The organism is Flavobacterium sp. UBA6135 (assembly GCF_002428305.1).
Taxonomy (GTDB): domain Bacteria; phylum Bacteroidota; class Bacteroidia; order Flavobacteriales; family Flavobacteriaceae; genus Flavobacterium.
Genome location: NZ_DIVJ01000010.1, coordinates 211,592 through 235,524 on the forward strand (window position 1 = coordinate 211,592; position 23,933 = coordinate 235,524).

Here is a 23,933-nt window from a genome sequence, read left to right on the forward strand (position 1 = left end):
ATTTACGTTTTTTTTTAAATAATAAAAGCATTCAGCAGTAGTTGAATGCTTTTTTTTATATTTGATAAAACGATTCTAATGAAATTCTATAAAATAATTTTTGTCTTATTTATTTCTCAAATAACATTTGGTCAAAACTACCAACACTACGTCAACCCCTTCATCGGAACCGGCGGAACCGGACATACATTCCCTGGAGCCACCGTGCCATACGGAATGGTGCAACTTTCCCCAGACACCCGCATCGACGGTAGTTGGGAAGGCTGTTCCGGTTATCATTATTCTGATAATCGCATTTATGGCTTCTCACATACTCATCTCAACGGAACAGGCGTTTCTGATTATGGCGATATTTTGTTAATGCCCACGATGGGCGAACCGTCCTTTGACAACAAAATTTATTCCTCCACTTTTTCACATAAAAATGAAAAAGCTTCTGCCGGATTTTATTCCGTTAAATTAGATAAACATAACATCGATGTTCGATTAACAACATCCACAAGAGTTGGTTTTCATGAATATACCTTCAATGAAAGCGGTCAAGCCAACATCATTTTAGATTTAAATCATCGGGATAAATTATTGGAAGGTGAAATTAGAGTAATAGATGATAAAACCATTGAAGTATTAAGACGAAGTGAAGCATGGGCTCGTGACCAACATGTTTATGCCAGAATTGAATTTAATGTTCCTTTAAAAATAAACAAAGAAAAAACCATTTTTAAAGGAATAAAAGGTGATTATCACGGAACCGAGTTGGCAATTAGTTTCTCTAAAAAAGTCAAAAAAGGTGACAAGATACTTGTAAAAGTAGCCCTTTCACCCACAGGACATAGTGGAGCACAACTCAACAGCACCGAAATTCCACATTGGGACTTCAATAAAGTTAAAAAAGCGGCAGAAGAATTATGGAACAAAGAACTCTCCAAAATAGAAGTCACCTCTAATGATAAAAATAAACTCACTATTTTCTACACCGCTTTGTATCATACGATGATGCAACCCAACATCGCTCAAGATTTAGACGGAAAATACCGAGGTCGCGACAACAAAATTCACCAAGCGGAAGGATTTGATTATTACACCGTTTTTTCCCTTTGGGACACCTTTCGAGCTGCTCATCCGCTGTATACCTTAATTGATAAAAAACGAACCTCAGATTACATCAACACCTTTATAAAACAATATGAACAAGGCGGTCGCTTACCCGTTTGGGAATTGGCTTCCAACGAAACCGATTGTATGATTGGCTATCATTCTGTTTCTGTGATTGCCGATGCAATGGTAAAAGGTATAAAAGGTTTTGATTATGAAAAAGCCTATGAAGCCGCCAAACATTCCGCTATGCTCGATCATTTAGGATTGGATGCTTACAAAAAGCAAGGTTTTATTTCGATTGATGATGAACACGAAAGTGTTTCCAAAACATTAGAATATGCCTATGACGATTGGTGTATCGCTCAGATGGCCGAATTACTTGGTAAAAAAGAAGATTATCAGTATTTTATGCTTCGTTCTCAAAATTGGAAAAATCTCTTTAATTGGGAAACCGGATTCATCCAACCCAAAAAAAATGGTGGTTGGGATAAACCTTTTGACCCCAAAGAAGTGAACAACAATTACACCGAAGCCAACGGATGGCAATACACGTTTTTTGTGCCGCAAGACATTCCGGGAATGATTGAAGCAATGGGCGGCGAAGCCAAATTTGAAGCCAAATTAGATGAAATGTTTAATTCTGTCAGTGAAACGTCCGGTCGTCATCAAGTGGATATCACCGGTTTAATCGGTCAGTATGCTCACGGAAATGAACCAAGTCATCATGTAGCGTATTTGTACAATTATGTGAACAAACCGGAAAAGACAAAAGAAAAAGTACATTTCATTTTAGAGAATTTCTATAAAAACGACCCCGACGGTTTAATTGGCAATGAAGATTGCGGCCAAATGAGTGCGTGGTATGTGTTGAGTTCGATGGGAATTTATAATGTAACACCGGGACAACCTTTTTGGACGACTACTGAGCCTTATTTTGAAAAAATGAAAGTGAATTTTGAGGATGGGACTTCTAGAAGTATTGATAAATTAACCAAAGATGATATGTTTGGATTGAATTTAAAAGAAATGCCAGACAAAGATTATTTTGTTAGGAATCTATCTGTAATTCCGGTTATTGAGGCTGACAGTAAGGCTTTCCTAGATAAAACAGTAATTTCATTTATTTCTCAAAATAAAGAAGTTGAATTTTTTTACAGTTTGAACGGAAGTCCTTTTAAAATGGCTGATACTACAACTTTAACTCTTGATAAAACAACAGAAGTAAAACTTTATACAGAAGATGGTTATGGTCAAAAAAGCAATACCATCTCCGCCACTTTCTTCAAAAAACCAAACAATTTCACCATCGACATCAAATCAACTTACAATCCGCAATACCACGCCGGTGGTCCGGAAGGTTTGATTGACGGTATTTTTGGTACCGAAAACTGGCGAAAAGGCGATTGGCAAGGGTATCAATCGCAAGATTTTGAAGCGGTGATTGATATGCAATCCGCCCGTGAAATCAATCAAATTACCGCCAATTTTCTGCAAGATACCCGTTCGTGGATTTTGATGCCCACCAAAGTGGACTACTATATTTCAGATGATAATGTGAATTTTACGCTTTTTGACACACAAAACAACACGATTGACCCGAAAGATTACAATTCCATCATCAAAGGATTTGAAAGTAAAAATAAGCTGATAAATGCTCGATATGTAAAAATCATTGCCACCAACTTCGGTAAATTACCCGAATGGCACCAAGGTTTTCCGTATGATGGTGAAGCGTTTATTTTTATTGATGAGATAACAATAAAATAAATTAACAACATTACAACATTTCAAATAATTCCCTATCTTTATGAACTACTGAACTAGTTTATATCTATGGAAATTTTTCATATAAGTGCAGAATGTTATCCTGTTGCAAAGGTTGGCGGTTTGGCTGACGTTGTGGGTGCCTTGCCAAAATATCTCAATAAACTCGGTCATACTGCCAAAGTTGTGGTGCCGGGCTATGACAACAAATTCACCAATGAAAACGAATTTGATACTGTACATAAAGGTTTATTGAAATTAGGGTGGTTTCAGTTTTCGTACACTATTATGAGAGAAAAAACCAATAAATTAGGTTTTCAATTGTATGTTATTGCCATTCCGGAACTTTTTGACCGACCCAATGTTTATTCGTATGAAGATGATACGGAACGGTTTACCGCTTTTCAAATCGCTTTTTTAAATTGGCTCACCGAAACAGATCAGAAACCGGATGTTATTCATTGTCATGATCATCATACGGGATTAATTCCGTTTATGGTTCAGTTTTGTTTCAATTACCAAGATTTAAAACATACTCCAACGGTTTTAACGATTCATAATGGTCAATATCAAGGTTGGTTTGGATTTGACAGAATACATTATATCCCTGATTTTGAAAGAGGAAAAATGGGATTTTTAGAATGGGGAGGCATTATCAATCCTTTGGCTTCGGGCATTAAATGTGCTTGGAAAGTTACCACTGTTTCGCCAAGTTATTTGGATGAAATTAGTGAAAACGCCAATGGTTTGGAACATTTACTGCGTTTTGAACGTTATAAATCACTTGGAATTTTAAACGGCATTGACACTGATGTTTGGAATACCCAAACGGATGAAATGCTTCAAACCAATTATACGATTAAAGGTTTTAAAAAAGGCAAAGAAGCCAACAAAGCCTTTTTATGTGAACAGTTTAATTTAGATCCAAAATTACCTTTATTTACCTTTATTGGTCGTTTGGTTGGAGAAAAAGGAGCTGATTTGCTACCTCAAATTTGTAGTGTAGCTTTAAATGAATTTCATCAAAAATTAAATATTTTGATTTTAGGTTCCGGAGACCCAAATGTTGAACGAGGTTTGCAAAGCCTACAAAATTTCTATCACGGAAATTATAATGCCTATATCGGATATAATGAAAAATTGGCTCACATCATTTATGCCGGAGCTGATTTTCTGTTAATGCCTTCACGAGTAGAACCTTGCGGATTGAATCAAATGTATGCGTTGCGTTATGGCACGATTCCCATTGTTCGAAGAACCGGCGGTTTAAAAGATACCGTTTTAGACATTGGTGATGGTGGTTTTGGAATTTGTCATAATGAAACCAGTGTTTTTGATGTGACGCATTCCATGTATCGGGCCATTGTTTTATATGAAGCTACCAAATCATTTGATGCGGTTAGAAAAACCTGTATGCAAATTGACCATTCATGGGATAAAGTTGCAGAAGAATATAGTACTGTTTACCAATCGTTAATACAATAGAATATGAACAAAAGTGCATTAGCCATTATCTTAGGTGGCGGACAAGGATCTCGATTAGCTCCATTAACTGAAAGTCGTTCAAAGCCGGCGGTTCCGATTGCCGGAAAATACAGGTTGGTGGATATTCCTATTTCAAATTGTATCAATTCTGACATTAAACGCATGTTTGTTTTGACACAATTCAATTCGGCATCTTTAAATCAACATATAAAAAATACGTACCATTTCAGTCATTTCAGTACTGCTTTTGTGGATATTTTGGCCGCAGAACAAACACCTGACAACCCCACTTGGTTTCAAGGAACTGCCGATGCCGTAAGACAATGCATGCAACATTTCATGAATCATGAATTTGATTATGCTTTGATTTTATCCGGAGATCAATTGTATCAAATGAATTTTAACGAGATGATTGCCGCACATGAAAAGAGTGGAGCCGCCATTTCAATAGCAACATTACCTGTTTCTTCAAAAGAAGCCCCTGAATTCGGAATTTTAAAAACCAACAATGAGAGTTTTATCACCTCATTCATTGAAAAACCTAAAGCAGCATTATTACCTGAATGGACTTCTGAAGTAAGTGACGAGATGAAAAGCGAAGGGAGGCATTATTTGGCGTCTATGGGTATTTATATTTTTAACCGTGATTTATTGGTAGAATTAATGTCAAACCCCGACACTAAAGACTTTGGAAAAGAAATTATTCCGCAAGCCATCGGGAAGCACAAAGTATTGAGTTATCAATATGAAGGCTATTGGACAGATATTGGAAATATTGACTCCTTTTTTGAAGCCAATTTAGAATTGACGGAAGATATACCAAAATTCAATTTGTTTGACAACTCTAAAAGAATCTATACACGAGCCAGAACATTACCACCTACCAAGATTTCCGGTAAAACTACCATTGAAAAAACGATAATGGCAGAAGGTTGTATCATTAATGCAGCACAAATCAATCATTCCGTGATTGGAATTAGAAGCAGAATTGGAGCCAATTCAGTAATCACTAATTCGTATTTAATGGGTAATGATTTTTATCAAAATTTAGAAGAAATAAGCACCAATTATAGCCAACATATTATCAATATTGGAATTGGGGAGCGTTGCCAAATTAACAATACTATAGTGGATAAAAACTGTAGAATTGGAAATGATGTCAAACTAAACGGCGGTAAGCATCTTGAAGACGTCAATACAAAATGGTACACCGTTAGAGATGGCATTATTGTAGTGAAAAAAGGTGTTGTTTTACCTGATGGCTTTTCGGTTGGATAATTAGTCTTTCCAACCCCAAGGAGCTGAAGGGTTTTCAACTGATTTTGTCAAATCAAATTTTACTGAAAAAACACGGTCTGAACCAATACGTCTTAAATTATAGGTAAAAGAAGTTTCATCAACGGTTATCCACCAAACATTAGTAGATGCATAGCCAATTAAATCACTTGTTTCTTGATCTGCCGGGAAAAATTGAATTTTTGGCAAACCGGAGTTTGATGTAGTTCCGCCATATTGCGTTACTTTATCTTCAGAGCCATCTTCATGTCTATGGTCATGTTTGAGTGTGATTCTATCGTTTTTAAGGGTCAATACCCAAGTTCTTGATTTGTCATCGCCCACAAAAAAAGGAATACGAATGCGATTGTCTTCACAACTGCGAACATGCATGACTAAACGTTTGCCACGAAAATCATCGTTTGCCGGACCTTCGGTAATTTCACCTTCAAAGGATTTGCCACAATGTGTTTTTAAGGTTTCCCAAAATTGTTGAGCTCCTGATTTTTCTTGTGCAAAAAGACTTAGTGTTGCAAAAAGTGATACTGTGAGTATGTAATTTTTCATGAGATGAATTTTTGTCAAGATAAGAAATAATATTTAATGTAATTTTATAAAAATATTCAAACATGAAAGTGAGTTGTATTCAAGGGTCATTATTTTGGGAAAATGCTTCAGCCAACAGAAATTATTTTGAAGAAAAAATCAATTCTATCCAAGATGAGGTTGACTTAATTGTACTTCCTGAAATGTTTACTTCCGGTTTTACCATGAATCCGAGTGTTGTGGCTGAGGAAATGAGTGGAGAAACAGTACTTTGGCTTAAAAATATGGCTATTCGCAAAAATGTAGCGATTACGGGTAGTATGGTTATTTCTGAAAACAATCTTTTTTTTAATCGGATGCTTTTTGTTTTTCCAAATGGAGATATTCGCTATTATGACAAAAAACATTTGTTTACTTTGGCAGGAGAAGACAAGTCGTATACCTCAGGAAATGAAAAAGTTATAATTTCATATCTCAATTGGAACATTTGTCTTCAAATATGTTATGATTTGCGTTTTCCGGTTTTTGTCAGAAATACAGAAGATTATGATGCAATTATTTATGTTGCCAATTGGCCAAAACCGCGAATTGCAGCCTGGGATGCGTTATTAAAAGCCAGAGCAATAGAAAACATGAGTTATGTTATTGGAGTAAATCGAATTGGAGAAGACGGTAATGGGCATCCCTATGTTGGTCACACACAAATTATTGATGAACTGGGGAATTATTTGGTTACACCTGATGAAAACGAAACTGTTTTTACGGCTACATTATCCCATCAAAAAATGATGGAAACACGCAATAAACTGGGGTTCTTAAACGACAGGGATATCTTTCAAATGCGTTAATTTAGCCACCTACATTTATGGTTTGTTCCACATCCCAATTCGATCTAACTTCAATAGACGTTGGATAATAATAGACTTCTTCGGTTTGTCTTTTTTCAAGATAACTTCCGGTATCCCAAATACCGTTTTTGTTATTGTCATAAATTATTCGAACTGTAAATTTATTAGGTTGTAATAGGTCAAAATTTACATTGTCGGAATTTGTAGCATAAGACTCTGCTAATGTTTTTCCTTTGTTGTCAGTAAGTTGCACAATAATCGGATAGGATTTTGCACCTACTATTTTCAAGGTTAAATTTCCATAATCACTAATATTTCGTGTGTTAAATTTAAAACTCATCGAATCGTTTGTTTTTTCAAACATGTCTGTTACTGCATTTGGCAACAAAGTAAGTTTATAATTTTCTCGTTCCTCTTTTTTGAACAGTAATTGAAGGAATTGTTTTTCAGCATTGTATTTTGTTGTAACCGGAATTAAAATCGAGTCTTTGTTTCGCAATTCTATTTTTGTTTCATCCCATTTTGACAAAGGGGTGCTTGTTTTTAAGCTTAGAGTATCTCTAAAATTAACACTTCCTGTAGGCTGTAAGCCAACGGATAGGGTGTCAACTTTCATATTTTTTAATTTTACCATAAAATCTTTTTCATAATTTTTTGATTTAAGTTGCAGCTTTAAGGAGTCCGTTTTTTGCATGGGATACCAAATCTGAAGTGAATCTTTTCCTTCAACTTTACTAATTTTTGTGTCAAGTTCTGTTGTTCCGTTGAACAACTTTACAGCTACATTTTTTGGTTTACCCTCATGTCCCACTATTAATTTATTTCCTGAAGCTTGTGTTGCTCTAATAGCTTTAAATGGCAATTCCTCTTGAAACAATTCCATTTCATAAAATGAATTTTCAGGAACGGTTATTGGCTCGCTAAAAAAAGCAATTTTATCGTTTTTCGGGTCAAATTTATAATTGTTGTTGTTGTCTTTCAAAGCGACGAGGATGTATTTCCCTTCTTTTAGATTTTCTAATTTAAAAGTAGAAGCTGAATCTAAAGTGTTGGTTATATATCTTGGATTTTCCTTGTAAATTATGGAATCATAAAATTTTTCATTGTATTCATATAAATGAATAGATACAAAATTATCGGGGTTTGGGTAAAATGCATCTTTTATGCTTCCAACAACTGTTAAGGAATCAATATATGAACCCGTTGAAAACACATATTTAAATTGTTGATATGGATTCCCTTCGTTGTTGTCTTGAATACTTTTGCCAAAATTTAAACTGTAGGTAGTGTTTGGTAACAACGTGTCATTTATCTTGATAGTAATTGTTTTACTTGCAAATGACGGACTAATTGTTGGTGCGTGTTTCATCAATGGCGAAACAATCAATTGTTTGTTGACATCTTTTAATTTTATATATTCGTCAAAATGAAGTTTGATTTCTTTAGCGTCAAAATGGGTTGAATAGTTTTTAGGGTCGCTGATTTTTAAAACTGGAGAAATGGTATCTTTTAAACCTCCGGTAATAAAGCCACGTTTGGCACATCCGGTTATTAATAGGGAAAAAAGAAGTATAGTGAGAAACCTCATGAGCTACAAATAATTTTGAGTCACAAAATAACAATTATATTTAGTGGAAATGAAATGTTTTATGTTTTTGTTTACTATTGATTGTATGCTAAAGCTGCAATGCTGATTTTTGAGTTGGGAATAGAGGCCAAAACTTTGCCACAAGCTTCTAAGGTTGAACCCGAGGTTATTACATCATCAATCAATAAAAAATGTTTCCCATAATCCGTTGGCGTATAATCCACACCAAATGCTGTTTTTTTATCGTCAATTCTATCAAAAAATGATTTTTTGGTTTGCGTTACTGCATAAACATCTCTGTGTAAAATGCTGTCATTATAGGGTACATTGAGTGATTTTGAGAGTGCGTGTCCAAAAGTAGTCAATTGATTATAGCCTCGTTCTTTCAATCTTTTTTTATGTAAAGGAACAGGTATTATTTCATCGAAAACTACTTTTTCATGAATAGCCTTCAGTTCTTCACCATACCATTCGCCTAAAAAAGTGCCTACTTCCTGATGGTTTTTGTATTTTAATTTATGAATTAACTCCTGAACAATTCCCTTTTTGTGAAAATACAACAATGAAGAAGCATGTTTCAACTCTAACCTTCCATAAAATCTTTTGATTATTTCGTTGTTTTCCATTTCCGTATGTCTTGTCAAGGGAAGTTCATGCCGACAAGTGGTGCAAATTGTTGTTTCGTTTGCGAGCAACAAATCGCTACAAGCCAAGCAAACAGTGGGATAGAATAAATTAAAAAGGCTTTTGAGCATACTTTTGCGTGTTTAGTATTACAAATGTAAATTTTTATTGAAATCAAATGTAACTAGAACAGAAATTATTAATGAATTGAATGACAATTTATATTAAAAAGCTTTTTTAGTCATAACCCCCACCAATCTAATCTTTTTTATATTTTTGCACCATTATGGCAAAACAAGAAGATAATTTTAAGAATGTAATTTCACACGCAAAAGAATACGGGTTTATTTTTCCATCCAGTGAAATTTATGACGGTTTAAGTGCCGTTTACGATTATGCTCAAAACGGAGCAGAATTAAAGAAAAATATAAGAGAATATTGGTGGAAATCGATGGTGCAAATGCACGAAAACATCGTAGGTATTGACGCTGCGATTTTTATGCATCCAACGACTTGGAAAGCTTCGGGTCACGTTGATGCCTTCAATGATCCGTTGATTGACAACAAAGATTCGAAAAAAAGATACCGTGCCGATGTTTTAATTGAGGATTATGCTGAAAAATTAAACCAAAAAGCACAAAAAGAGATTGACAAAGCCAGAGAACGTTTTGGTGATACATTTGACGAAGCTCAATATGTGACCACCAACCCTCGTGTGATGGAATACAAAGCCAAACAACGCGAAATTTTGGAAAGAATGGCTCGTTCTTTAGGTAATGAAGATTTAGCCGATGTAAAAGCATTAATTGAAGAATTAGAGATTGCTTGTCCGGAATCTGGTTCCCGAAATTGGACCGAAGTGCGTCAGTTTAACTTGATGTTCGGCACCAAATTAGGAGCTTCTGCCGACTCTGCGATGGATTTGTATTTGCGTCCGGAAACGGCTCAGGGCATTTTTGTGAATTTCTTAAACGTGCAAAAATCGGGTCGTATGAAAATTCCATTTGGAATTGCTCAAACCGGAAAAGCGTTTAGAAACGAGATTGTAGCTCGTCAGTTCATCTTCCGTATGCGTGAATTTGAACAAATGGAAATGCAATTTTTTGTGAAACCGGGCGAAGAGATGAAATGGTATGACTACTGGAAAGAAACCCGTTTAAAATGGCATTTATCGCTTGGTTTAGGTAGAGAAAATTACCGTTTTCACGACCACGAAAAATTAGCTCATTATGCCAATGCAGCAGCAGATATCGAATTTAATTTCCCATTCGGATTCAAAGAATTGGAAGGAATTCATTCCAGAACAGACTTCGATTTGAAAGCTCACGAACAATATTCAGGAAAGAAATTACAATATTTTGATACGGAAGAAAACAAAAATTATGTTCCATACGTAGTAGAAACTTCAGTTGGTTTAGACCGAATGTTTTTGGCTGTTTTTGCCAATTCCTTAACAGAAGAAGCATTAGAAGACGGTTCAACACGAACAGTTTTACGTTTACCTTCGGTTTTAGCTCCAACAAAAGCAGCTGTTTTACCTTTGGTTAAGAAAGACGGTTTACCTGAAATTTCAAGAAAAATTGTAGAAGAATTGAAATGGGATTTCAATGTGGCGTATGATGAAAAAGATGCCGTAGGGCGTCGTTACAGAAGACAAGATGCCTTAGGAACACCATTTTGCATTACAGTTGACCATCAAACCATAGAAGATGAAACAGTTACCATTCGTCATAGAGATTCAATGCAACAAGACCGTGTGAAAATTTCGGAATTAAGAGCTATTATTGCGAATGATGTTTCGATGCGAAATTGGTTAATAAAAATGTAAACTAATGAAAAAAGCGACGTATTTATTTGGTTTGATTTTTTTCCTTATTGGTTTGACAGTTTCCGGCCAACAAGAAACTGTCATAGATACAACAGACAAAGCGTATCGTAATTTGTTGGAATTAAAATATTTAGAAATCACCTCTAAAACAGAATTAAAACTTAAAAATTTACCAGATAAAAAGGTTCGGAAATATCTTGTAGATGCATATCCTGAGAAGAAAAAAGAATTTTTAAATCTTATTAAAAAAGGAGTTTTTGTGGAGGATGAAAAATATTCTCCTTTGCTAAAGTCTACTTTTGAGGAAATAAAAAATGCAAATTCAGATTATGATTTAAGTGATATTCTTGTTTTACTTTCGCTAAACGAACAGGCAAACGCATACAATTATGGCGATGGTATTATTGTCATCAATCTTCCTTTAGCTCATAATTTGGATAATGAGTATCAGTTGGCTTATGTAATGTCTCACGAAATTGCTCATCAGTTATTAGATCATGTAAATATTTCAATGTTTAAGAATGCTGAATTAAATACTTCTAAAGGTGTTCAAAATCAATCAAAAGAAATTGAAAAAGAAAAATTCAACAAACAAAAAAAGGCAGAAACCTATCTTAAGAAATTAGTTTACAGTTCAAGAGAAGGTCGAAGAAAACACGAACATCAGGCAGATTCTCTGGGGTTTATACTTTTTAACAAAGCTTATCCAAAACATATGGAAGTGGCTTTAAATGCCCTGAGACTTTTAAAAACAATTGATGAAGAGAAAGATTCTTTAGTGTCAGAAAATTATAAAAGAGTATTTACAACACCCAATCAAAACTTTAAAGATGAATGGTTGATAAGCAATAAATTGGCCAATTATAATTACAGTAATACTATTCGTTTTTGGGAGGTTGATTCTTTACGAACTCATCCCGACATTGATACTAGAATTAATTTTTTGAAACGCACTTTCAATATAAGCCCTTCTAATGAAGTAATTAATTTCTCACCTTACAATAAAATAAAAAAAGACGCAAACAAAGAGTATGTCTTGATTCTTTATTTTCAGGAAGAATATGGCAAGTCACTTTATCACACGTTAATTTCTTTAAAATACAGTCCGGACGATGTTTTTTACAAGAAGATGTTACATGATAATTTGAACAAACTAAGAGAGGCAAGAAATAATTATACTCTGAATCGTTTTTTAGATACAGAAAACCCAAAATTTTCCAAGAGTTATAATTCTTTTTTAAGCTTTATTAGAAACCTTCGAAAAGCAGAATTTAATGAAATTACAGAGCATTATAAATACTAAATCAACCACTAAATGAAAAAAACATTACTTTTTTGTACAATGCTGTTTTGCTTAAATGCGACTGCACAAATCAATCGATTAAGCGAAATCAGTTCAGGTAAAATGCTTGACTCTGAAATCATATATGAAAATAAAGGAGAAGATGTATATGGCTATTTGCTCCTTTATCAAAAAGATATCGTTGAAAAAAATAAATTTGAATTAGAAGTGGTTTTGTTAGATAAAAACTTAAATAAAGTTTCTTCTGCTATATTTGAAAAGAAGAATACCGCTCAAATGAAAAATTTTATATTAATTCAAGCGGGTCAACAAAACATGAAACAATCGGTAACAAAAATGTTGTATGCCGTAAAGATGGGCGATAAAATTGTAATTTGTATGATTGATCGTGGAGTAAGCCCTGTAGAGGAGTATATCGATTTAGATTTAAAGACAAATACACTTTCAGAGCCTTATTGTTTTGTAGATTTTAAAACCTATAAAAGAACTGAAGCAGATTTAAAAGACGTTAGCTTTCACTTTAAAACAAAAACAGCCAGTTATATTTCAGATAATTTTTTTGCAATTGAAAAGAAATTTGGTTCTAATCCCAATAAACCTAATTACAGAAAAAAAAGTACGTTACATTTTTATGACAAAGACTTTAATACGTTGTTTGAGTATAAATATGATAAATCACCTACAAAAAATGGCAGTACAGATATAAGTGTTGTTGCTGATAACGAAAATTATATTTTGTGCTACAAAACTGAAAGCAAAAAAGATAAGGATAAAAAGCCTTTTAATTACTTTGTAATTATTGATAAAAATAATGGAGTAGAGAAAAGCACCATAAAATTTGAATCAGATTTATATGACTTTTCATATGGTTCTGCAAAATTTGTAAACAATGAAGTGCATTTTTCAGGTCATTTTAGAAAGAAAGGGTCTGTTTTTAGCAGTAAAAAACATTTAGGCTTTTATCATGGGGTTTTTGATATTGAAACCGGAAAACAAAAAAAACTTAATGTTGCTAAGTTTACAGATTTTGCTTCTTATTATAAATCGATAACTCCAAATGGTAATATTAAGAAAGAAGGTTATTTGCACCCATTACATCATTATTATACTAAAGAAGGAAAATTGGTAATGGTAACAGAAACTTTTAGTGATTTTAAAAATCCTACCATTGGAAACATGTATTTGCTTGAATTTGATTCGAATATGAAGATTTCTACATTTCAGAAAATAGATAAAACTCCTCGTACATATAAATACTATAGAGGAAACGGATACCTTCTGGCTAAATTCGGACTATTTGATTACCTGTATGCTCAAAAGTTACAAGATGTAGATAATGGATTTGTTCTTTTTTATGCCAATAATGAAAAAGAAGGTAAACGGGGGAAGAAAAAGCCAGATTATAAATTAGGTATTGTAACTTACATTGACGGAAAATTTGAAAATGAAAAAATAAGTTTAAAAACTTCAGACGGACAAATTTACCCAATGAAAGCAAAAAACGGTTATATTATGTTACGAGAAGTTTCAAATAATGATGTTGAGTTTAGGTTAGAGAAAATTAACTATTAGTCTATTTTTATCTATAGAATAAAAATGTAATAACCATTCAATAATATGTAATAAGGCTTTCCAATTGGGAAGCCTTATTTGTTTAAATTTGCAAGACATTTTCAGATTATGGAATCCAATGATTTTCAATTTTACTTTTATTTTTTAGTTGCTGCACTTGTTTTGGTGGTGGGAATAGCTCTTTTTTTGGGATATAAATTAGTTAAATCTTTAAAAAGAAAAGAAGCTATTGAGATGCAATTTCAACAATTAGAAGATAAAGTTAACAATTTGCAATTGGAAACTTTGGAAGCAAAACTTAATCCGCATTTGTTTAAAAATATTTTGAATTCTATTCAATCTCACGCTTATCAAACGTATTTTGCTTTGGATAAACTGGCCAATGTGTTGGATTATATTTTGTATGAAAGCAGAAAAAAATTTGTCACGCCAAAAGAAGAAATTGAATTTGCCTGTAATTTGATAGAAATCAATAAAATAAAAGTGAGTCCGCTTTTCGAATTAAAAGTAAAAATGAAAGTGAATGAAGAGGAATTGCTTTATAACCAAAAGTTAATTGCTCCGATGATTTCCATAGACATGATTGAAAACGCCTTTAAACATGCCGATTTACAAAGTGCCGATGCCTTTATTTCCATTGTATTTGAATTTAAAGAAAGTGTTTTCTATTTAACAGTTTCCAATAAAATTTCAGGAAAATCAAAATTGCCCAAAGACAAAGGCGGTTTTGGAACCCAAACCTTAGAACAAAGACTAAAAATTATCTACAAAGATCATTTTAAACTGGATCGATTTGTAGAAAAAGACGTTTATATTTCACATTTAAAAATTAATCTCCTTGAACACAAAGCTGAAATGCTTGCTACTCGACGATGAGTTGCCCGGATTAACTTATTTGAAAATGCTTTGCGAACAAATTCCTGAATTGGAAGTCGTCAAAGCATTTAATAATCCCGATGTGTTTTTAAGTGAAATTCCTGAATTAGATTTCGATTTGTGCATTTTAGACATCGAAATGCCAATGATTTCGGGCATTGAAGTAGCAAATCTATTACAAGGAAAACTAATTATTTTTGCCACAGCTTACAAGGAATTTGCGTTGGAAGCTTTTGAATTGGATGCCGTGGATTATCTGCAAAAACCCATCAAAAAAGAGCGATTGCAAATGGCTGTTCAAAAGGCATTGAAAAGAAGTCAATTGCAAAATCCACCCAAAAAATATGTGCAACTACAAGCAGATAAAGGCAAAATACTATTATACTTCGACAAAATCAACTACATCAAAACCGCTTCCATTGACAGCAGAGATAAGGAAGTTGTGATGGATGATGGTTCTGTAATCGTTTTAAAAAATATTTCATTTGAAAAATTGTTGGAATTCCTTCCTTCAACAGATTTTTGCCGAATTAATAAACATGAAATCATCAAACTTAGTGTTGTTCAATTTTTTTCTGCTGACCAAATTACTACAAATTGGATTCAAAAAGGAAAGAATGTTGTACTCATGTTAGGGAATACATACAAAAACGATTTCCTCTCTAAGGTAAAATTATAATTTCATTACACTTTTTTTCTCTTTCATTACAATCTTCAAGTTGTTGTTTACAACAGAACAATGCATTTAGTTTTTATATCGGATTTTTGGGCAATAAAATTTTATAGTCATGGAAATGATATGTCCAAATGATTTTTATTGGTTGCAAAAAAACAACCTTCTAAACAAAATGAAGGAATATTTTTTGAAAAGTACTTGTAAGCCTTTACAGTATCCCAAAACATTAGTTCAAAATTGTCAAGGTCTTTTTTTTCAGAACAAAAAAGTTAAAACATTACTTTTTTCTACGGATATGGCTATTATAGAAAATATTGAAGCGGATGCAGTTTTGGCGGTTTATCCATTTTCTCCTTCAGAGCGGATTATGAAATCGATTATCTCTTTTTCAAACAAACCTGTTATATGTGGTGTGGGTGGCGGATTAACAAAAGGGAAAAAGTCGCTTGATATGGCTATGGCTGCAGAACAAATGGGAGCTGCTGCTGTAATTGTCAATCAGCCGTTTTTAAATAAAGATATTGAGACTATCAAGCGAAACATTTCTATTCCCGTAATTTCTAGTGTTTCTACAGCTGAATTTTCTTTTCAAAACAGAATAAATTCCGGGGTTGATATCTTTCATATCACTGGCGGTCAAAACACCAATCAAATCATTCAAAAAATTAAACACATAAGTCCACTTTTTCCAATTATCGCCACAAGCGGAAAAACGAGAGAAAGTGTAAAATCTTCTGTTCAATCTGGAGTTAATGCCATTGTTTTAACTCCTCCAACAAATGGAGAACTGTTTAAATCGATTATGAATCAATATAGAAATGGGAAATAATATTTGGAAATTAGTTAACAATAGCAAGTTCCTTTTACTGATAATCGTGTTTTTTTCAACGAATGTTGAAGCACAAGAGCCAAAAGTTGATTTTGCATTTTACGACGGAATCGTAATTATGGGATATGTTGATCAGGGAGGTTTTTTAAACTTTACCGGGCCAAACGTAAATTTTAGCACAAACAATTCAAAATTTATCTTAGGAATGTTGCCTTCGTTACGATTTAAAGAAGATAACAACACACCAAAAAACGCTTTTGTAACACCTAATTTAGGCGTAGGTTTAACTTATTCTTACCGATTTCTTGCAATTCAAATGCCTATATACTACAATGCTAAGACAGCTACAAATGATGGAAAATGGCGTATAGGATTAGGATTAGGAATTAGACTAAACTCACTAAATAAAAAACCATAAACAAATGAAAAACTTTAAAAACTCATTCTTTTACATTTTAATCATTGGTGGTTTTTCTGCCTTAATGTATTGGATTGCCGTTCAAGGCGAAAAACTTGAATACAATAGAAATATTGAAGTCGTTTCTACCAATTTATCACAATGGGATTCGTTTTTAGAATCAATTACGCACAACATTCATCATCCCTTAGCGATATTATTGGCTCAAATTGTGACTATTATTTTAGTGGCCAGAATGTTTGGTTGGATTTGCAAAAAAATCGGTCAACCTTCGGTTATTGGTGAAATTATTGCCGGAATTGTTCTAGGACCTTCGTTATTCGGCATGTATTTTCCTGAATTTTCAGCCAATCTTTTTCCTGCTGAGTCATTGGGAAATTTGCAATTTCTGAGCCAAATAGGGCTTATTTTATTCATGTTTGTCATCGGAATGGAGTTAGACCTCAAAGTGCTTCAAAACAAAGCTCATGACGCAGTTGTAGTGAGTCATGCCAGTATCATTATTCCGTTTGCTTTAGGTATGGGATTGGCTTATTATATTTATGAATCGTTTGCTCCCGAAGGAGTTCAATTTGCTTCTTTCGGCTTGTTTTTGGGAATTGCGATGAGTATTACGGCTTTTCCGGTTTTAGCAAGAATTGTTCAAGAAAGAGGTTTGCATAAAACCCGCTTAGGAACCATGGTTATCACTTGTGCTGCTGCTGATGATATTACGGCGTGGTGTTTGTTGGCTGCCGTAATTGCTATCGTGAAAGCTGGTTCTTTTGTAAGTTCGCTTTACATCATAGGTTTAGCAGCCATTTATGTGTTGTTGATGCTAAAATTGGTACGTCCGTTTTTGAAAAGAGTAGGCGATTTATATGCCACAAAAGAAAAATTGAGTAAACCAGTCGTAGCTATCTTTTTTGTAACGCTGATTGTTTCTTCGTATGCTACTGAAATTATTGGTATTCACGCCTTGTTTGGTGCGTTTATGGCGGGTGCAATTATGCCGGATAATATGCGATTTAGAACTCTTTTTATCGAAAAAGTAGAAGATGTTTCCATTGTATTGCTTTTGCCATTATTCTTTGTTTTTACAGGTTTGCGAACGCAAATCGGACTTTTAAATGATCCTTATTTGTGGAAAGTGACGGGTTTAATCATTTTAGTGGCAGTTGTTGGAAAATTTGTGGGAAGTGCTTTAGCGGCTAAGTATGTTGGTCAAAATTGGCGAGATAGTTTAACCATCGGTGCGTTGATGAACACCAGAGGTTTAATGGAATTAGTGGTTTTAAACATTGGTTTTGATTTAGGAGTTCTTACGCCCGAAGTTTTTGCAATGATGGTGATTATGGCACTCGTAACCACATTTATGACTGGTCCTGCACTGAATTTAATTGACAGATTTTTCAAAAAACAAACTGATGAAACCATTCCGGCAGAAGTGATTGATGCCGGAAAATATAAAGTGTTGATTTCGTTTGGTGATGCTAAAAACGGTAAAGCTCTTTTGCGTTTAAGTCATTTTTTTACCAAAAAGCAAGGTGAAAATGCATTAATTACCGCCATGCACCTGACACCTACCAGCGAAATCAATCAAATTAACATTGAAAACTATGAAAAAGAAAGTTTTGAACCCATTTTAAACGAAGCTCATAATAGTAATCAAAAGGTTTCCACTTTTTTTAAAATATCAAATGATATTGATTCTGATATTTCCAAAACGGCCAATCAAGGCGATTTTGATTTGCTTTTAATCGGTTTAGGGCAATCAATGTTTGAAGGAAGTTTTTTAGGTAAAATTTTAGGATTTACTACCAGAATAATTACTCCCAATCGAATTTTTAATACAATTGCAGGAAAGGAAAACATTTTTGAAGAATCTATTTTTGATGAAAGAACGCGGCAAATTTTGATGAAAACTGAAGTTCCTGTGGGGATTTTAGTCGATAAGAAATTCACTAAAGCGGATGTTGTTTTTGTGCCCGTTTTTGATAAAAATGATGCTTTTTTGATTTCGTATGCTCAAAAATTAATTCATAACAACGAAGCACAAGTAACCATATTAGATTCAACCGGATTTATTAAGAATAATGCAGATATTAAAGAAATGATTCGTTCCATTGAACAAAAAGCTCCTAATCATATAACGGTTATGAACGAACAAAAAATTGAAAAAGAGTTTTTACTCAAACAAGATTTGATGTTGATAAGTCTCAATAGTTGGAAAAAATTGGTTGAAACCAGAGGAATTTGGTTGAGCAACACGCCTTCAACTCTTATAATTCAGAAATAAACAAATCTATTGATTTGTAAAAAATAAAAAATCCCAAACTCATTTGAATTTGGGATTTTTTTATTCTAAACGAAGATGAGAAGTTTTTTATCGGAAAAATTTACAGTATATCGAATAGCTTAAAAATCGATAAAGTATCTCTTTTTTTTAACCTATGTTTGTTAATAAGTATGTGTTTGGCCTTGTGATTATCCGCATATTTATTGTTAAAATTGTTCTGTAGTTTTTATGCCCCTAAGAATTACATAACTAACCTACATAATGTGATTTTTTACTGCAAAACGAGATTCGTTTCAGCAGTTTATTTTAATTTAGTTTATGTAGGCCAATGAGTTACAGTTATGTCATAGTTGATGATGACTCTAAAAGCATGTTGAAAACGCAATCTGTCATGGAAATGTTTTCAAACTTTGAGCTTCTGGGAACTGCAACCTCTTATACTGCCGGTTTAGACTTAATTTTAGATAAAACTCCTGATTTTGTATTGCTTGAGGTAAATCCGCAAGACAGAGAATCAAAGTTATCATTACAACTGCTAAGCGAACTTCACCGTTACTTAAAAAAGCTACCTCACATTATAATTGTTTCTCATGATCAAAGCGAGGCCTTTGAAGCAATAAAACATAATGTTTTAGATTATCTCATCAAACCCATTGCACCTTTAGAAATTAAAAAGACCTTTTTGAGGTTTGAAAAAAATTCAGAAAGTTTTGAATTGGGGGAATTCAAACGAATTAATTCATCAGCTAAGAATCATGAAGAGAAAGCAACTCTTGATTTAATTTCACCTACAGAAGAAGCTGCTCCTGAAGAAACATTTTCGGAATCGATTCAAAAGGAGTTAGTCGAACTAAAACAAACGCTAAAACAATTTATAAAAGAATCCGACACAGCTCTAAAAATTGATTTGGATGAAGTCATTTCAAAAGTTACCGACGCATTAAAAGACCAACCTTCGGTTGCTAACGAAATGGATTGGTCGCCCATTTTAAATCAACTTCAAAATTTCAGTCAATCCACCTTCTCTCCCGAAGGAACTGAAAAAAACAAGCGAAATTTGATTTGTATCAAATCCTATGGTGATTATCGATTCTTAGAATTGGATGATATTGCTTTTTTGCAAGCGGATAATAATTCCACCGACATCACCCTTAAAAACGGAGAACAATTAACGGCGTTTAAAACGCTGAAATATTTTGAAGAAAACTTACCCGGTAATTTTTATAGAATTCACAACAGTTATATCGTAAATAAAGATTATATCTCCCGAATTCATACCGGAAACAGCATTTGTTATATCAAGAACACCAAGCATCAAATCCCGTATTCAAAGGGATTCAAGGATAATTTAGACCTTATTTTATCCGACTTAGCAGGCTCAGAATTCAGGGAAAATTAAACAATCCGACATTTCACCCTTATTTTTAATCATTTCACCATTCTTTGAATGCATTCTACCATTCAGAGCCTGATTTTGTTGGTACTAGGAAACATCTCACATACTTTTACACCATCAAATCACCAACCACGTTTGTTGATGTTCATTTTGAAATCGATTTTACATCTATTATAGTATTGCACCAAAAAACTTTACAATAACTTACAAAAAGAAAATATTATGAAAACATTATTTGCATTATTCGGACTTTTCATGTTTGCTTCAGTTTCTTCAACTGATTTAACGGTAAACACTACTGCTAACAATGACCAACCAGTTTTAACTGAAAATGGTGATGGGACATCAGTTGGTGGAGGAAAAAGAGGCTTAGTTGTTCTTTAATTAAAGAGTTTACAAATAGATTTTTCAAATAAGAAAAATTTATTTCTCAAATAACAAATCTTTTTAATATTTTTGATTCAAACATCAGAAATATTGAAAAGATTTTTTTTTATTTCCATTCTTCTTTTATTTGTTTATTCCTGTAAAGAATTTTCAAATAAACCCCATAACAGTGATGCTCTTCAAGACAGTATCCAACTTTATATTGGCAAAGCAAATGATTTCACAAAGTCAGATGATGAAGTTGTAGCATATTTGGACAAGGCCAGTTCTTTTATCAAATCACAAGAACGAGATTCTATTTACTTTATAAATAAGTTTTATGTTGCTTTCATTTATGACAATGTAGGCAAAAGTGATCAGTTTAAAAATATAATGCTTGAAGTTGTTGAAGAAGCTACTAAAGAAAGTGATTCTGTAAATCTAGCCAGAGCTTATTCTTATATAGGTGAATACTATTCCGGGAGGATGGTTTTAGATAGTGCGGTTATGAATTTTCAACAAGCAGAAAAAATATTCTTTAAATTAAAAGATAATGTAAGCATTGGTAGAACGCATGTAAAAATGGCTCTTGCAAAATACAAGGCAAGAGATTATATAGGTAGCGAAAAATCAGCAGTTGACGCTTTGAATTTTATTAGATTAGAAAACAATAAATTATTGGAGTATGAAGCAAACAGTTTGTTGGGAGTTACTTGCATTGAAATTAAAGATTTTGATAAAGCCAAAGAGTATTTTGAAAAATCACTTAGAATTGCAAATGATGAACAATTAGAAAATTTTGGAAAATATCAAACAAAAGCAGCTTCATTAAATAATTTAGGAATCATAAATTTTAAGATGGGTTATTACAAAGACGCCTTGTCTTATTTTAATCAAGCTATTAAAGAACCCTTGTTATTGGAAGAACATCCAAGTTTGTATGCAACAACTTTAGCCAATCTTGCCAAATCAAAATTAAAATCCGGAGATTTTACTAATTTACCAGAAGAATTTTATAAATCATTGCGAATTAGAGAAAACAATCAATCTATTCCAGAAATTGTAAATAGTAAAATTGATCTTTCCGAATATTATGAAAAAATAGGGAAAGCAGACAGTGCCAAATATTATGCTCGTGAAGCCTACAAAATGGCAAAAAGTACTAACATTCTCAATTTACAATTGTCGGCTATAGACCAATTAAGTAATGTAGAACCTGAAAATGAAAACGCCTATTCTAAAGAATACATAAAATTATCAGACAGTTTGTTGGCTGCAGAACGCAAAGTGAGTGAGAAGTTTGCCCGTATTGAATTTGAAACCGATGAAATCATGCGTCAAAAAGAGCAGTTGGCCATACAAAACAGAAATATTATTTTCTTTTCATTGCTTTCGCTTTTTATAGTTGGATTACTTTATATTATACGGGATCAAAGAAATAGAAATGCACAATTGCGACTTCGAGAAGCCCAACAGCGAGCCAATGAAGAAATTTATAACTTAATGTTGAGCCAACAAAAAAAGTTGGATGATGTAGTTATCAAAGAAAAACAACGCATTGCACAAGAGTTACATGATGGTGTTTTAGGGCGTTTGTTTGGCACGCGATTGAATTTGGATAGTTTAAATAAAAAAAATGATGAAAAAGCTATTCAAAACAGAGATCACTATATATCGGAGTTAAAAAATATAGAACAAGATATTCGAGAAATTTCACACGAATTAAATAGAGAGAAGTTTGCCTTAGTTAATAACTTCGTTTCAATTTTACATAACTTATTTGAAGAGCAAAAAACGATTTCAGAAGCTATTTTACAAACAAAAATTGATACTACCATTGATTGGACAAAAGTTGATAATACAGTAAAGATTAATTTGTATCGAATAGTTCAGGAATCGCTACAAAATATTAATAAATATGCCAATGCAAAAACTATTATTGTAAATTTGTTACGAGACAATGATTCGATGAATTTAACCATTCAAGATGACGGACAAGGTTTTGATGTTTCTAAGAAGAGTAAAGGCATTGGTCTTCAAAATTTAGAATCAAGAGTCAATTCCTGTGGTGGTACCATTATGATAAAATCCGCTAAAGGAGAAGGAACTACCATAGAAATCATGATGCCATTTGAAATACCAGTAAACAACAAACAACCATAAAATGCTTAATCACTACCAAATTCTAATTGTTGACGATCATCCTTTTATTATTGAAGCCTACAAAAATGCATTGAAAAGTTACAGTGCTGAAGGATTTCAATACACCGTAAGTCAGGCCAATAATTGCAAATCGGCTTATGAAATTTTAACGGGTAATCAGAATCATTTTGATATTGCTTTTTTAGACATTAGTATGCCGGCTTATGAAGAGAAAAACCTTCATTCGGGAGAAGATTTGGCTAAAATGATTCGAAAAATATTACCCGATTGTAAGGTAATCTTGTTAACCATGCATACGGAGTTAATTAAAATAAACAACATTATTAAAGATATTAACCCTAATGGTTTGGTGATTAAAAACGATTTAACTTTTGACGAATTGTTGTTAGCCTTTGATAAGATTTTAAATAATGAAAATTATTACAGTCAAACGGTTATCAAGTTTGTCAGTCAATCGCAACATGAAAGTATTCATATTGATGAGTTTGATAAACAAATACTTTTCCACCTTTCAAAAGGTATAAAAACCAAAGATATTCCCACTTACGTGCCACTTTCATTAAGTGCAGTTGAAAAAAGAAAACTAGGCTTAAAGGAGTTGTTGCAGTTAAAAGGCGGTAGTGATGTAGAGTTGATCTCCGAAGCAAAAAACAAAGGCTTGATTTAGAATCAAGCTTTTTTTATATAAAACTTTGTGGGAAACCGTAAAAAGTTTAAGGGAAACCGTAACAGTAATGAGTTAGTACTGTATACTTTTACAGTGTAATTTATTTGTTTAGTTGTTATTGGTTTTCTCTGAAAAGAGAAATTAGGAGTTATGGTCAATAAAAAAGATGTTTCATCCTTTCTGTTCCAAAAATAAATACCTACTAAAATTGACCCACTTCTAAGTATGAAAATTAAAAAAGCAATACTCCCCAAAGTATTGCTTTTTTTATTTGATTTAAAATACGCGGAAAACCGCATCATTTTTTACGGGAAACCGTAACAATTAGTAGCT

Annotated in this window: 19 protein-coding genes; 16 read left to right on the forward strand and 3 right to left on the reverse strand. The window is 33.1% G+C overall.

Translation table 11 applies throughout. From position 1 onward, the window contains the following. Positions 1 to 78 precede the first annotated feature (78 nt). The 3 genes from B3L86_RS03290 (at position 79) to B3L86_RS03300 (ending at position 5,625) form a co-directional block, all read left to right on the forward strand. Positions 79 to 2,865, forward strand: a complete 2,787-nt coding sequence (locus B3L86_RS03290; protein WP_291114994.1) for a GH92 family glycosyl hydrolase — start codon at positions 79 to 81, stop codon at positions 2,863 to 2,865. 66 nt (positions 2,866 to 2,931) lie between these two features. Then, a complete protein-coding gene (locus B3L86_RS03295; protein ID WP_291114996.1) occupies positions 2,932 to 4,347 on the forward strand; it encodes a glycogen synthase in 1,416 nt (471 codons plus the stop codon). Between the two features lie 3 nt (positions 4,348 to 4,350). Continuing rightward, positions 4,351 to 5,625, forward strand: coding sequence for a glucose-1-phosphate adenylyltransferase (locus B3L86_RS03300; RefSeq protein ID WP_291114998.1), 1,275 nt, complete (start codon positions 4,351 to 4,353; stop codon positions 5,623 to 5,625). Here B3L86_RS03300 and B3L86_RS03305 read toward each other — a convergent pair whose 3' ends face one another. Beyond that, positions 5,626 to 6,189, reverse strand: a complete 564-nt coding sequence (locus tag B3L86_RS03305; protein WP_291115000.1) for a hypothetical protein — start codon at positions 6,187 to 6,189, stop codon at positions 5,626 to 5,628. Positions 6,190 to 6,251: 62 nt separating this feature from the next. Between B3L86_RS03305 and B3L86_RS03310 the strand changes: the two genes are divergently transcribed. Continuing rightward, on the forward strand, positions 6,252 to 7,016 hold the full coding sequence (locus B3L86_RS03310; protein ID WP_291115002.1) for an amidohydrolase: 765 nt from the start codon (positions 6,252 to 6,254) through the stop codon (positions 7,014 to 7,016). 1 nt (position 7,017) lies between these two features. On the opposite strand, the gene B3L86_RS03315 is transcribed toward B3L86_RS03310, so the two are convergent. Continuing rightward, on the reverse strand, positions 7,018 to 8,604 hold the full coding sequence (locus tag B3L86_RS03315; protein ID WP_291115004.1) for an Ig-like domain-containing protein: 1,587 nt from the start codon (positions 8,602 to 8,604) through the stop codon (positions 7,018 to 7,020). 74 nt (positions 8,605 to 8,678) lie between these two features. Continuing rightward, positions 8,679 to 9,359, reverse strand: coding sequence for a ComF family protein (locus B3L86_RS03320; RefSeq protein WP_291115006.1), 681 nt, complete (start codon positions 9,357 to 9,359; stop codon positions 8,679 to 8,681). A 155-nt stretch (positions 9,360 to 9,514) separates the two neighbouring features. On the opposite strand from B3L86_RS03320, the gene B3L86_RS03325 reads away from it, so the two are divergent. The 12 genes from B3L86_RS03325 (at position 9,515) to B3L86_RS03380 (ending at position 23,600) form a co-directional block, all read left to right on the forward strand. Next, positions 9,515 to 11,056, forward strand: a complete 1,542-nt coding sequence (locus B3L86_RS03325; protein WP_291115008.1) for a glycine--tRNA ligase — start codon at positions 9,515 to 9,517, stop codon at positions 11,054 to 11,056. A gap of 4 nt (positions 11,057 to 11,060) precedes the next feature. Further along, a complete protein-coding gene (locus tag B3L86_RS03330) occupies positions 11,061 to 12,359 on the forward strand; it encodes a M48 family metalloprotease (RefSeq protein WP_291115010.1) in 1,299 nt (432 codons plus the stop codon). 12 nt (positions 12,360 to 12,371) lie between these two features. Continuing rightward, positions 12,372 to 13,931: a DUF6770 family protein gene (locus tag B3L86_RS03335; protein WP_291115012.1), complete on the forward strand. Its 1,560-nt coding sequence runs from the start codon at positions 12,372 to 12,374 to the stop codon at positions 13,929 to 13,931. Positions 13,932 to 14,039: 108 nt separating this feature from the next. Further along, positions 14,040 to 14,807, forward strand: a complete 768-nt coding sequence (locus B3L86_RS03340) for a sensor histidine kinase (RefSeq protein WP_291115014.1) — start codon at positions 14,040 to 14,042, stop codon at positions 14,805 to 14,807. Beyond that, a complete protein-coding gene (locus tag B3L86_RS03345; RefSeq protein WP_291115016.1) occupies positions 14,770 to 15,486 on the forward strand; it encodes a LytR/AlgR family response regulator transcription factor in 717 nt (238 codons plus the stop codon). The genes B3L86_RS03340 and B3L86_RS03345 overlap by 38 nt, the downstream gene beginning before the upstream one ends. Before the next feature lie 169 nt (positions 15,487 to 15,655). Next, a complete protein-coding gene (locus tag B3L86_RS03350; protein WP_291115018.1) occupies positions 15,656 to 16,312 on the forward strand; it encodes a hypothetical protein in 657 nt (218 codons plus the stop codon). Then, positions 16,302 to 16,730: a hypothetical protein gene (locus B3L86_RS03355; RefSeq protein WP_291115019.1), complete on the forward strand. Its 429-nt coding sequence runs from the start codon at positions 16,302 to 16,304 to the stop codon at positions 16,728 to 16,730. The genes B3L86_RS03350 and B3L86_RS03355 overlap by 11 nt, the downstream gene beginning before the upstream one ends. Positions 16,731 to 16,734: 4 nt before the next feature. Beyond that, positions 16,735 to 19,008, forward strand: a complete 2,274-nt coding sequence (locus B3L86_RS03360; protein WP_291115021.1) for a cation:proton antiporter — start codon at positions 16,735 to 16,737, stop codon at positions 19,006 to 19,008. 328 nt (positions 19,009 to 19,336) lie between these two features. Continuing rightward, positions 19,337 to 20,407 carry a LytR/AlgR family response regulator transcription factor gene (locus B3L86_RS03365; protein WP_291115023.1) on the forward strand — a complete coding sequence of 357 codons (1,071 nt, stop codon included), beginning with the start codon at positions 19,337 to 19,339 and terminating at the stop codon, positions 20,405 to 20,407. A 219-nt stretch (positions 20,408 to 20,626) separates the two neighbouring features. Then, complete coding sequence (locus tag B3L86_RS03370) at positions 20,627 to 20,788, forward strand: hypothetical protein (protein WP_291115025.1); 162 nt, start codon at positions 20,627 to 20,629, stop codon at positions 20,786 to 20,788. Between the two features lie 93 nt (positions 20,789 to 20,881). Continuing rightward, positions 20,882 to 22,933 (forward strand): tetratricopeptide repeat-containing sensor histidine kinase, encoded by a 2,052-nt coding sequence (locus B3L86_RS03375; RefSeq protein ID WP_291115027.1) that lies wholly within the window; start codon positions 20,882 to 20,884, stop codon positions 22,931 to 22,933. A 1-nt stretch (position 22,934) separates the two neighbouring features. Beyond that, entirely contained in the window at positions 22,935 to 23,600 is a 666-nt protein-coding gene (locus tag B3L86_RS03380) for a response regulator (RefSeq protein WP_291115029.1), read from the forward strand. Positions 23,601 to 23,933 lie beyond the last annotated feature (333 nt).